Origin of the sequence: Sorangium sp. So ce295 (genome assembly GCF_051527405.1) — a bacterium.
In the GTDB taxonomy this organism is placed as follows: Bacteria; Myxococcota_A; Polyangia; order Polyangiales; family Polyangiaceae; genus Sorangium; species Sorangium cellulosum_B.
In genome coordinates this window covers 12,872,724-12,884,980 of sequence record NZ_CP150324.1, presented here as the reverse complement: position 1 = coordinate 12,884,980, position 12,257 = coordinate 12,872,724, and the positions used below count along the sequence as shown (strand labels likewise).

The window sequence follows — 12,257 nt, the reverse complement described above, 5'->3', positions numbered from 1 at the left end:
GTGGACGGGCGCCCCCCGCTCTACGGGGTCGGGCTCGCGTCCGGGGCCGGCGGAGGCTGGGGCGGCGGGGCCGCTTGCTCCTCTTCCGCGGCCGCCTCCTCACCGGACTCGCCGGAGACGATCCGCTGGACGTCCTCGCACCGGCCGTCCGGGTACTTGGCCACGTACTCCTTGGCCATCTGAGAGGCCTCTTCCTTGTGGCCGGCGACCACCTCGGCGCGGATGCGCTTGCAGAACGAGTCCTCCGCGAGGTTGCCCTCGGGCGACAGCGAGCGCGCCTGCTCGTAGTACTTCGCCGCCAGCGCCTGCTCGCCCATGCTCGCGTACAGATCGCCGAGCTTGTAGGCCGCGATCGGCGCGTTCGCGTCGCTCGGGAAGCCCTCGACCACGCGCGCGAACGCGCGCATCGCCGCGGCGCGATCGCCGCCCTTCCCGCGCAGGAGGTCGCTGAGGTCCATCAGCTCCCTCGCCGTCTTCGCGGAGGCGATGGCGCCGTCGATGCCGCCGGCCTGCTGCTGCAGGCTCTGCAGCGCCTCGGCGACGTTGCCCGCGTTGTACCGCGCGCGCCAGTCCGGCGCGGCCGAGGCGGCCGGCGCGGCGGCCACCGGCGGCTCGATCGGCGCGACCTCCGCGCTCGATCGCGGGAGCGACGAGGCGCGGGCGCGCCGGGGCTCCGGCGGCGCCACGACCGCGATCCGCTGCCGGATCGGCACGCCCTCCTCGGCGTCGCCGCGCCCGAGCTCCCGCGAGCCGGCCGGCGACGTGAGCTTGACCGAGCCATCCGCGACGTTGACGTCGATCGCGTCCACGTTGTGCTTCACGCGCAGCACGCTGCCCGCCGCCGCCGCGAGGCGGGCCTCGCCGGCGACGATCGCGAGCGCCGCCGTGCGCGTCCCGCTCACGGTGTCGAGCCACGCCTCGCCCTGCACGAGCCGCAGCGTCAGCGCGCCGCCGTCCGCCTGCTCGACCTCGACGGTCGTGCCCGCCGTCAGCGAGATCCTCCCGCCGCCCGGCAGCTGGAAGGTGCGCCCCTGCGATCCCGCGGCGAACACGTCGACGAGCGACGGCGCGTCGTCGGCCGGCGCCACGGCGGTGGGCCCGGGCGCCGCGCGCTCGTCGCTCCAGATCGCCTTGCCGAGCCACAGGCCGCCGCCGAACGCCGCGAACGTCGCCGCCGCGAGCATCGCGGCCATGCCCGCGCGCCGCGGCGACGAGCGCTCGCGCGCCCCGAGGTCGTGCTCGATGCGGTCCCAGACGCGCGCGATCCGCTCCTCGGTCGCGTGGTCGCGCAGATCTGCCGGGGCGATCCGGGGTAGCCCTCGCCGGCTCATGATGAGACCTCGCTGCTGGTTGAATCCACAAAATGACCGTCGAGGAAGTGTTGCGCCCGCGAAATCCGCCGCTTCACGGTCGCGAGCGAGCAGTCCGTCATCTGCGCGACCGTCTCGAGATCGTGCCCCTCCACCGAGCGGAGGATCCACGCGATCCGGTCGTCGGCCGGCAACGTCTGGAGCAGGGCGTAGATCTGCGCGATCTGCGCGCGCGCGTGGGGCGACGCCGCCGGGCTCGCCAGGGCGTCGAGATCGACCGGCTCGCTCGACTTGCCCATCCCGAGCACGCCGAGCAGCCGCGCGCGCCGCATCCGCGAGCGGACCTTGTGGACGATGATCGACCCGAGCCACGCGCGGAACGCGGCGGGATCCACGAGATCGTCGAGGCGCTCGAAGGCGCGGAGGAACGCGTCGTGGACGATGTCCTCCACGTCGCGCGCAGAGCCCTCGATGCGCGTCGCGAGGTGGATGGCGAAGGCGACGTGCCGCCGGTAGAGCTGCTCGAGCGCGCCCGTGTCCCGGCGGGCGCCGAGCACCACGAGCTGCGCGTCCGGCAGCTCCGCGAGGCCCGTTCCGCGCTCGGCCGGCCCGGTCGCGGCGGAGGACCGCCGGTCCTGGGCGCGCCGGCCCTCGCCGCGGCCGCGCTCCTCCGGAGCGAACGCGGGCCCGGCGTCGCCCATGTCCTCCTGGGCCTCCGCGGCCGGGGCAGCCGGGGCGGCAGGTTCGACAAGGCGCAAGCGCCCTCGCTGAGGTCTCAGAGCCATGCGTTCGTACCAGGGGACATGACTGGAAATGTACAGCAGACGGTGATCGCGGTGCCCTCGCGGGAGGCGGAGCAGCGGCCCGGGCGGAGCGCCGGGCCCTGAGCTCCTGTCCAGAGCGGCATCAGGAGCGCCCCGAGGTTCCCACACTTTTCTAGACGCCTGGTCGGGCCCGGGCGGCTCATCGAAAAAACTGTGAGCCGTTCTGGCCCCCCGCGGCGTCTGGGTGGTGGCCGCCGGATTTGCGTGCGGTTCACACGCCTGTTGGTTGAGGGTGGTCTACCCGCCCCATTTTCGGAGGATTCCATGAAGAAGCTCGTTCTTGCGCTCGTCGCCGTGTCGTCCCTCGTCGTCGCCTGCGGCGGCAGCGCCCCGGCCCCGACCGATCCGGGCGCGGCTCCGGCGGCTGACCCGGCGGCGGCTCCGGCGGCTGACCCGGCGGCGGCCCCCGCGGCCGACCCGGCGGCGGCCCCCGCGGCCGACCCGGCGGCGGCCCCCGCGGCCGACGCCCCCAAGTGAGCTCTCTGCGCGGCGCGTCGCTTCCTGGGTGAAGCGCGCACCGCGGAGCGCTTTGGGCGACGCCTCTCCGGAGGCGCCGCCCTCTTTTATTTTGTGCCCCTCGTCGCGCATGCGCCCCCGCCCCGCGGCTCCGGCGCCGGCGCGCCCGTGCTTTGGCGCCCCCCGCGGGGCGTCTCCATGTATGTTCCGTCCGCGCGCGTTCCCGTGGACGGCTCATCGCGGCGCCGCTGCAGCCCGCGAGCCGGTCCCGCTTTTTCTGACAACCCGACCTCTCGTGTCCCCGGGGCTGATCGTATGGGTACCACAAGCCGGCTGAGCTTCCTGCTGCGGTCCGGGCGGCATCGCCCTGGCTTCCTCTCCTCGCGCGCCTTCGCCTGGTCTGCGCTCGTCGCGCTCGCGGGGGCCTCGCTCGGGGCGGGCTGCGGCCGCACCGAGACGTGGGAGTACGACAGCTCGTCCGGCGCCGAGCCCCCGGCGTGCGGCGACGGCGCCTGCAACGGCGCGGAGGACTGCCGCTCCTGCGCCCCCGACTGCGGCCCGTGCCAGGGCCCGGGATGCGGCGACGGCGCCTGCTCGGGGACGGAGACGTGCTCGAGCTGCGCGAGCGACTGCGGCCCGTGCCCGGGGTGCGGCGACGGCGCCTGCAACGGCGCGGAGGACTGCGGCAGCTGCGCCGAGGACTGCGGCCTCTGTCCGCGCTGCGGCGACGCCGCCTGCGATCCGGCGAGCGAGTCGTGCTCGACGTGCCCGGGCGACTGCGGCGTGTGCCCGAACTGCGGCGACGGCGTGTGCAGCGGCGCCGAGACGTGCGCGACGTGCGCGGGCGACTGCGGCGTCTGCCAGGGCTGCGGCGACGGCGTCTGCTCGCCGCGGGAGGACTGCCGCTCGTGCGCCCCCGACTGCGGCGTCTGCGAGGCCTGCGGCAACGGCGTGTGCAACGGCGGGATCGAGAGCTGCTTCTCTTGCCCGGACGACTGCGGCGCCTGCGCCACGTGCGGCGACGGCATCTGCTCGGGGCCGGAGACGTGCGCGTCCTGCCGGCGCGACTGCGGCGTGTGCTCGGTGTGCTCGAACGGCGTCTGCGAGAGCTTCGAGACCTGCGGCCTCTGCCCCCAGGACTGCGGCGTGTGTGAGCCCGTGGACTGCCAGGAGGTCGTCACCTGCGCCGCCCGGTGCATCGACAGGGACCGGATGCCGCCGGAGTTCAGCGTCGCGTGCGTCTCCAGCTGCATGTCGCGGGGCTGCCCCAACGCTCAGTTTTTCGCCGATCAGGCCCTCTCGTGCGCCTTCAGGTCGCTCGCCGCCTGCAACGGCGACTTCGCCTGCATCCAGAAGCGGTGCGGCGTCGAGCTCTCGGCCTGCGCCCGGTCCACCTGCTGATCTCGCCCCGGGGCCGGCGCGGGCGTCCGCGTCTTTCGCCCTCAGCCGCCCTCGCCTCACGCGTCGTCGAGCAGCTCCTTGGCCGTCAGCTCGCTGGCCGCCCGCCCGTGCTCGTACTCGAGCAGGCCGAGCGAGGCGTAGCGCGGCCGCATCCGCGCGGACAGAAGGCCGATCCGCTTCAGGTTCGGCACGATCCGCCGGAACATCGTCCGGCGGAAGAACCCCATCAGGTCGCTCTTGAGCATGAGCTCGTCCCACGCGCAGCGCGTCATGCGGTGAGCGTAGAACTCGTCATAGAACTCGTGCGCCAGGAAGCGGTTGCGCAGGAGCACCGACAGGTCGAACGCCCAGTCCTCACGCTCCCTCCGCGCCCGCTCGTCGATGCCCTCGCGGTAGAACCTGCTCAGCGCGAGCACCCCGTAGTGGACGTGGCGCGCCTCGTCGGTGATCACCGACCGGAGGACGTCCTTGAGGAGCGGCTCGCTCGTCACCTGTCGAATCGAGCCGAACGCGCCGAGCGCCAGGCCCTCGATCATGATCTGCATGCCGAGGAACTTCATGTCCCACCGGCCGTCGCTCATGATCGCGTCGATGACGACATAGAGGTTGTCGTTGATCTCGTAGAGCTTCTCCAGCTTCTGCGTCAGGTAGGCGTGGAACACCTCGACGTGGCGCCCCTCGTCGGCGACCTGCGTGCTCCCGTAGAGCTTCGCGTCGAGCGACGGCACGCACTCGGTGATCTGCGACGCCGCGAACAAGGCGCCCTGCTCGCCGTGCAGGAACTGGCTCAGCATCCAGGAGAGCAGCCCGTGGCGCTGCGTCGCGCGCTCCCGCTCGGAGAGCCTGCCCCAGGCGGGCAGCTTGGACGGCGGCATCCAGCTGTCGGGCAAGAGCGGCATTGCCGGGTCGAGCCAGTCGACGCTCCGCGACCAGTCGAGGTCTGTCGCAGCGTCCCACTGGGACGTCTTGGCGAGGTGGTAGAGCCTCGCCATGTCGGGGTCGTCCCGCCCGTAACTCCAGTTAAAGCTGGCCTCGTATCCAACCGAGATATCGGTCGAGACCACGCCCTTGCCCCGCCGCTGGACGAAGCCGCGGAAGGCGGGCCCGAGGAGCGAGGCGAGCACACGGACGTTACCGCTGCTCGACGCGTCGCGAAGGAGAGGGGCGGAATCGAGGAGGGTCTGGAGTGCTTGCTGGAGGCGCATGGACATGAGAGCTTTCCGGAGCGGCGAGGCGCGGGTGCGAGGTCGAGCGCCCCGCGGGCGGCCCTTATAATGGCACCTATCGTGGAGCGGCAATCGCCCCTCGCTCGTTTTTGCGTCGTCATATCGACTCCGGGAGCTCCCGAGTCGGCCAGGGGGTCCACGCCGAGCGCGCGCCCGTCGCCGGCCTGACATCGCGCGTCGCGGGGGCGCGGCGCGCGTCGCTGGAGGGCCGACGCTGGCCGCGTCAGAGCGCGCGGCACCGCAGCGTCGGCGCCGGCGAGGAGCAGTGCCCGGAGAGCTCGCCGATCAGCAGGAGCCCGGGCGGCCCCGCGGAGAGCTCGAGTCCGCCGATCCCGCGGACCGCCGCCTCCGTCGCGCAGAGCGCGTGCACCGCGTCGACGGGCGCCCACGCCCCGACCCGGGCCAGGTCGCCGCCGATGATCTCCGGGTGGTTCGCCGAGCGCACCACGACCTGCCCGGCGTGCAGGCACAGGTTCGTGTGCACGCGCGTGTCCGGACCGCTCCTCAGCGCGATCTCCTCGTGGAGCGAGGCGGCGATCTCGATCACCGCCGCGCGCTCCAGCAGCGACTCCCGCAGCTCGCCGGAGAGGAGGCGCACCGCGAGGATCTCGCTGCCGGTCACGGAGACCAGCGTGAGCCCGGCGTCCCGGAGGCGCTCCTCCGCGAGGTCGAGCACGAGGCCGAGCTCCTCGGCGAGCGCGTCGTCGAGATCGTCGGCGTCGGTGCGCACCCGGAGATCGAGGTAGATCGCGATCGCGTCGGTCTCGAGCTCCGGCATGCTGCTCCGCCCCGACGTCGGCTCGCCGACCGCCTCGCGCAGCGTGTAGAGGAAGCTCTTCACCGAAGGATAGCGGTGCTCCGGCTGCTTCTCCATGCAGCGCAGCACCACCGCGTCGAGCGCGGGCGGCAGCGGGGTCCGCCGGCTCGGGCGCGGCGCGGGCTCCTCCAGGTGCTGCCGGAGCAGCTCGGTCGCGTCCGGCGAGTAGAACGGGAGCTTGCCCGTGAGGAGCCTGTGCAAGAGGACGCCGAGCGCATACACGTCCACGCGCGCGTCGAGGACGCCGCCGAGGATCTGCTCGGGCGCCATGATCGTGAGGGTGCCAGGCGCCCTCCCCGCCGTGGTGAAGCCGCTCGCCCCCTCGTCCGGCTCCATCAGCTTGGCGATCCCGAAATCGAGGAGCTTGACCGCCCGCGGGGCGCCCCGCGAGACGAAGATGTTGCTGCCCTTCACGTCGCGATGGATGATCCCGGCCGCGTGCGCCGCGTCGAGCGCCGAGCAGACCGGCTCGAGCAGCTCGAGCGCCTGCTCCGGCGAGAGCCGCCCCTCCTGCCGGAGGAGCACGTCGAGCGTCACCCCGTCGAGGTGCTCCATCACATAAAATGGCCGGCCGTCCGCGAGCTCGCCGGCGTCATGAATCTCGACGATCCCGGGGTGATTGAGCAGCCGCACCACCTCGATCTCGCGCAAGAAGCGCTTCACCATCTTCGGCGACGCGGCGAGCGTCCCGTGGAGCACCTTCATCGCCACGCGCGCGCCGGTCTGGAGGTGAATGGCCTCGTACACAGCCCCACATCCGCCCCGGGCGATGGGCGACACAATGCCGTACGCACCCGCCCGCGTGCCGCACGGCAGCTCGCCTCGGGAAAAGGACCTCTCCTCCAGTGAAAATGCCCGCGTCTCGTTATCTCGTGTCGCCAAAGCATCCATCGTCATAACCCCCCCGATGCGACTAAGGACTCACCCGAGCGAGGATTTTCTCCGCGCCAGACGGCCGGGTTGGCGCTACACGCCGCTTCGCCAAGTGGTACAGTAAATCCATCGTTATCCTTACGGTAGCCTATTCCATCTGCTAGCAGAACGGGCGCGGAGGGGGACAGATGAAGAGGCGAATCCGAGCGCTGTGCGCGCACACACTTCTGTTGGTTTCAGTGCCGTGCTGCGGTGGCAGCGACGGATTTCCCGCGGAGTGGGGGTCGGTCGACGAGGTCTCAAGTGCGCTCGTGAATCACAACGCGCTGAACCCGAACGCCCTCAACCCGAACGCCCTCAACCCGAACGCCCTCAACCCGATTGCGCTCGCCCCGAACAGACTCGCCTCGAACGCCATCTCGGCGGCGGTCCGCGCCGCCATCACCCGCCCGGGGGAGCTCGGCGCGCTGTCCAGGCAGCTCCTTCAATACATCGTCGGCTGCGCGCTGACCCCGTCGCAGTCGTTCAGGTTCTCGTGGCGCGACGAGCGCGGCGAGCTGCGCGAGGAGGTCTACCCGGGTTACCTCGGGCTCGCGGCGAGCTGGGCCATCGCGCCGCTGAGCGAGTCCCGGGAGCAGTGGGTCTCGGCCTGCGTGGCGTCGCGCGCCAACCGGGCCGGCGTCTCCGTGATGATCTCGTCACGCGCGGCGCACCTCGCCCTCAGGCACCCGGACGCGAGCGAGGTCGAGTCGTATCCGGTGGAGGAAGGCGCGTTCTGGGGCGATCTCTTCGCGACCCCGCCCCGCCTCTATGCCTGCTACAACGAATCCAACGTGGAGAGCTCTCGGGCCCTCAGCAGGGATTGCGCCGCGGGGCTCGCCGAGCCCGGAGGGGGCGTCCGAGAATGCCCGAACATTCACATCGTGGGCTCATGCGATCTCGCGTGTGACGCGCTCAGCGCGGCCGGCGGCCATCGCCCGAGCTGCACCGACGATCGAGGCGAGTCGTGGCCCGCGGTGATTACGACGTTCCTGCCATGAGGCCCCCATGTTGCCCGATGCTCGTCGAGGCGGAAGCGCGGCTGGCTCCGGGGCGCCCGCCGCGCGGTGCAAGGAGTGCGGCAGGCGCGTCGCGCACGCGGATCCGGGGTGTCCGGAGCACGGCCCCGTGGTGCGGCAGGCGAGCCCCGAGCCCGGCGCGCCCGGCGGCGCGGACGAGCCCAGCGGCAGCTGGCTGAGCGCGACCGCGCTGCCCAGCATCGAAGGCTACCGGGGCGTCCGGCTCGCCGGCGCAGGCGGGTTCGGGGCCGTGTTCGCGGCCGAGCCCGAGGAGGGCGGCCCGACCGTGGCGATCAAGGTCGCGCGCGCCGGCCAGCCGGACGCGAGCGCGCGCCTCGTCAAGGAGATGCGGGCCCTCTACGACGTCGGGGCGCCCCACGTGCCCGCCGTCTACGGGTGCGGCCAGCTCGCCTCGGGCGCGCCGTACTTCGTCATGGAGTACCTCGACGGCCCCACGCTCGCCGACCGCCTCGTGGCGCGCGGGGTCGCCGGGCCGATGCCGGCGCGCGAGGCGTGCGCCCTCGCGCGCGCCGCCCTCCGGGCCCTCGAGGCGATCCACGCGCGCGGCTACGTGCACCGCGACGTCAAGCCGGAGAACATCTTCGTCTCCGGCGCGCCGCTCGCCGCGCGCGCCGGCGACGGCGGGCACCGCGCCACCATCATCGATCTCGGCCTCGCCGCGGGGCACCGCGAGCCGTCGCCCCGCCTCACCGCCGAGAGCGACGCGCCCGGCACCGCCGAGTACATGGCCCCCGAGCAGTGCGACGGCCGCGGCGACGTCGACGCGCGCGCGGACGTGTACGCCCTCGGCGCCGTGCTGTTCGAGCTGCTCACCGGCAAGCCGCCCTTCTGGGGACCTCCCGCCCTGGTGCGGCAGGACCACCTCGGCCGCCGCCCCCCGCGGCCCTCCCTGATCGCGCCGATCTCGCGCTCGCTCGAGGAGATCGTGCTCCGGTGCCTCGCGAAGGACAGGGGCCAGCGCTTCGCGAGCGCCGCGGCGCTCGGCGCCGCCCTGGAGAGCTTCGAGCGCGGCCAGGAGCGCCGCCCCTCGCGCCTCCGGGGCCCCACCACCGATCCGCCGCCGCCGAGCGCCCGCAGCGTCGAGCGGCGCGCCGTCGCGCTCCTCTTCTTCGAGGCCGAGCTCGACGTCGTGGCCCTCCAGCGGAGGCTCAGCGCGCTGGGCGGCGAGCTCGCCCACGCCGCGGGCGGTCGCTTCGTCGCCGTCTTCGATCACGCGGACGGCGCGAGCCCGCTGCGCCGCGCGGCGCACGCCGGCCGCGAGCTCGAGCAGCAGCGCGTCCTCTCCCGCGGGCTGCTCGACCTCGCGACCGTGTCCGTCCAGCCGCGGCCCGACGGCACGCGGCGGTTTTTGAGCCCGCTCTTCCACCGCGAGGATCGGCTCGCAGCGGGCGGCCCTCTGGGCCTCACCCTGTCGCCGGCGGCCGCGGCGGCGCTCGGTGACGACGCCTCCCAGGCCCCGGGCGACGGCCTCCCCCCGCCAGGACCGGCCTCCGCCCAGCCCGGGCCGGGCGCCGCCCTGCCCGACGCCGACACCGCGTTCGACTCGAGCTCCCAGCCGCTGTTCGGCCGGAGCGACGTGCTCGACGCGCTGGTCGCGGGCGCGCGCGACGCCGTGGCGACCGCGACGCCCACCATCGCCAGCGTCATCGGCGTGGCCGGCCACGGCAAGAGCCGCCTCGCCGGCGCGCTCGCGCAGCGGCTGCGCGCGATCGAGGGGCGCGCCGAGGTGATCGAGCTCCGGACCGGCGAGCCGGTCGCGGGCGGGGCCGATCGCGTCGTCCGGGAGATCCTGCAGCGGGCGCTCGCGCTGCCGTCGTCCCCTCCGGCGGACGGCGGCAGCGCGCTCCTCCGGCGCCGCCTCGCGGGCGCGCAGCAGGCGCGGCTCGGGGCCGCCGTGGCGCTCGCGCTCGGCTGGATCAGCGACGACCCGCTCGCCGAGGAGCGTTACCCGGAGCTCCGCGCGCTCTCCGCGGCGCCCGGCGCGCTCCGCGCCGCGCTCTCCGTGGCCGCCGGCGAGGCCCTCCGCCGGCGATCGCGCCGGACGCCGCTCTTCGTGGTGCTCGACGACGCGCACGTGGCCGACGACGCGGCGCTCGCCGCGCTCGAGTACGCGGCGCTCGCCGAGGCGCAGGCGCCGCTCTTCATCTGCGCGTTCGGGCGGCCGAGCTTCGAGAGCGCGCGCCCCTCCTTCGGCGAGCGCGCCGCGCGCCGCGAGACCTACCGCCTCGAGGCGCTCGATCGCGAGAGCGCGATCGCCCTCTGCCGGCGGCTGCTCCTGCCCGCGGAGGACGTGCCCGAGCCCGCGGTCGCGCACCTCGTCGAGCGCGCGCAGGGCGTCCCGCTCCTGCTCATCGAGCTCGTGCGCGGCCTCAAGCGGGGGGGCGTCGTGCGCCGGCACCCGCGGGGCGACGCGTGGTACCTCGCCACCGACGAGCTCGATCGGCTCCCCGACATGCCGCTCCTCGACTGGCTCGCGCTCGGCGAGATCGACGCGCTCCCGCCCGCGCTGCAGGCGCACGCGCGGCTCATCGCGCTGCTCGGCCCCGACGTCGCGGTCGCCGAGGTGGCCGGCGTGCTCCACCGGCTCGACGAGCACGGCGAGGCCGACGACCTGCCGCTCGACGCCGCGGTCGCCGTGAAGCGCCTGATCGCCGCGGGCCTCCTCGTCCAGGACCGGCGGGGCCGCATCGGCTTCCGCCACGCGCTGGTCCGCGAGGCGGTGGCCCGCGGCGCGCCCGAGCCGCTCCGCCGGCGCGTCCACCTCGCGGCCTTCAAGCTGCACCGCGACGCCGCGAGCGACGAGGCCGGCGAGCGCGACGCGCCGCACCTCAAGAACGATCGCCTCATCCCGTTCGCGCACCACGCCGCCCAGGCGGGCCTCGGCGAGATCGCGGAGATCGCCTACCTCACCCTCGCGGAGCGCGCGCGCGCCCGGCACGCCTACCTCGACGCGGAGACGCTCTACACCCGCGCCCTGGAGCAGCCGATCGAGCCGACGGCCCCCGGCGGAGGCCCGCCCAGCCGCCGCGCGCCGGGCGGGGCGCGCCCCGACCGCGCGGCGGCGCACCGGGGCCGCGGCCTCATGCGCTACCGCCTGGGCCGCTACCACGACGCGCTCGCCGATTTCGCCAGCGCGCGGGCCATCGCGCGGGCGCGCGGCGACATCCGGGCGCAGATCGACATCCTGCTCGACGAGGCCACGGCGCTCGACTGGATGGACGAGTTCAAGAGCTCCGAGGAGCGCGTCGAGGAGGCGGGCGTGCTCGCCGACGAGATCACGCTGTCGCCGGCGCTCACCGCGCGCCTCGCGCTCGGCGCCGGGCGCACGCTCCACCGCTTCAGCCGGGAGGAGGAGGCGGCCGCCGCGCTCGAGCGCGCGGCGGCGTCGGCCGCCTCGCTCGGCGACGACGGGTACGAGACGCTCGTCATCTCGCTGCTCATGCTCGGCTTCGTCCTCCAGGGGCTCGGCCGGCTCGACGACGCCGAGGACGCGCTCGGCCGCGCGATCGCGCTCTGCGAGGCGCACCACGACACGCTGCACCTCTGCGTCGTGACGAACAACCGCGCGCTCCTCTGGGCGTGCCGCGGCGACAAGGCCCGGATGATCGCCGACCTCGAGCGGGTGCTCGCGCTCGCGCGCGACCTCGGCCAGGGCGCGCTGGAGCGGGTCGGCGAGTACAACCTCGGCGAGTACCTCTACCTCATGGACGACCTCGCGGCGGCGGGGCCGCACATCGATCGCGCGCTCGAGATCGAGCGGCACCGGTTCTGCGGGGTGTGCCGGCCTGTCGCCTTGCTCCTCAAGGCCCGGTTCCTCTTCTTTTGCGGCGAGCAGGCCGAGGCGCGCGCGCTGTTCGAGCAGATGCGCGAGATGCAGGAGCGAGCCAGCGCCGAGGGCCAGGCCGACGCGCTGATGGTCCCCTCGGAGGCGGTGCTCTGCGCCATGATCGATCTGGCCACGCAGGACGGGGGCTCCGCGGACGACGCCGCGTGGGACGCGCTCGTGGACCGCTCGGCCCAGAGCTCCGTGGGCCAGGAGCACATCGAGGTCCTCGAGATCCGCGCGGTGACCGCGCTGCGCCGCGGCCGGCTCGCCGCCGCGCGCGGCGCGCTCTCGGCCGCGCTCGAGGCCGCGGAGCGCATCCCGAACGTGATGGGCGACCGGCTGCGCCGCCACGCCGCCGCCATCGCCGAGCGCGAGGCGGCGGAGGCCGCCCTGGATCAGGCGACGCAGCCGGCGTAAGCAGGCCGCCCGGGCGCCGCCGCCCCGC

Annotated in this window: 8 protein-coding genes; 4 read left to right on the top strand and 4 right to left on the bottom strand. The window is 74.3% G+C overall.

Annotated features, from left to right (window positions below):
- Nucleotides 1–20: 20 nt before the first annotated feature.
- Both WMF11_RS48610 and WMF11_RS48605 read right to left on the bottom strand, forming a co-directional pair.
- Nucleotides 21–1,331 carry a FecR domain-containing protein gene (locus WMF11_RS48610; RefSeq protein WP_437905817.1) on the bottom strand — a complete coding sequence of 437 codons (1,311 nt, stop codon included), beginning with the start codon at nt 1,329–1,331 and terminating at the stop codon, nt 21–23.
- Entirely contained in the window at nt 1,328–2,068 is a 741-nt protein-coding gene (locus WMF11_RS48605) for an RNA polymerase sigma factor (protein WP_437975611.1), read from the bottom strand. The genes WMF11_RS48610 and WMF11_RS48605 overlap by 4 nt, the downstream gene beginning before the upstream one ends.
- Before the next feature lie 330 nt (nt 2,069–2,398).
- Here WMF11_RS48605 and WMF11_RS48600 point away from each other — a divergent pair, with 330 nt between their 5' ends.
- Together WMF11_RS48600 and WMF11_RS48595 are read left to right on the top strand one after the other, a co-directional pair.
- Nucleotides 2,399–2,611, top strand: coding sequence for a hypothetical protein (locus tag WMF11_RS48600; protein WP_437713947.1), 213 nt, complete (start codon nt 2,399–2,401; stop codon nt 2,609–2,611).
- A gap of 294 nt (nt 2,612–2,905) precedes the next feature.
- Nucleotides 2,906–3,991, top strand: a complete 1,086-nt coding sequence (locus WMF11_RS48595; protein ID WP_437975610.1) for a hypothetical protein — start codon at nt 2,906–2,908, stop codon at nt 3,989–3,991.
- A 56-nt stretch (nt 3,992–4,047) separates the two neighbouring features.
- On the opposite strand, the gene WMF11_RS48590 is transcribed toward WMF11_RS48595, so the two are convergent.
- Nucleotides 4,048–5,202, bottom strand: coding sequence for a ferritin-like domain-containing protein (locus tag WMF11_RS48590; RefSeq protein WP_437547597.1), 1,155 nt, complete (start codon nt 5,200–5,202; stop codon nt 4,048–4,050).
- A gap of 238 nt (nt 5,203–5,440) precedes the next feature.
- Entirely contained in the window at nt 5,441–6,925 is a 1,485-nt protein-coding gene (locus WMF11_RS48585) for a serine/threonine-protein kinase (RefSeq protein WP_437975609.1), read from the bottom strand.
- Between the two features lie 293 nt (nt 6,926–7,218).
- On the opposite strand from WMF11_RS48585, the gene WMF11_RS48580 reads away from it, so the two are divergent.
- Nucleotides 7,219–7,947, top strand: coding sequence for a hypothetical protein (locus WMF11_RS48580; protein ID WP_437975608.1), 729 nt, complete (start codon nt 7,219–7,221; stop codon nt 7,945–7,947).
- Between the two features lie 7 nt (nt 7,948–7,954).
- Nucleotides 7,955–12,229 carry a serine/threonine-protein kinase gene (locus WMF11_RS48575; protein WP_437975607.1) on the top strand — a complete coding sequence of 1,425 codons (4,275 nt, stop codon included), beginning with the start codon at nt 7,955–7,957 and terminating at the stop codon, nt 12,227–12,229.
- The last annotated feature ends 28 nt before the right edge of the window (nt 12,230–12,257 follow it).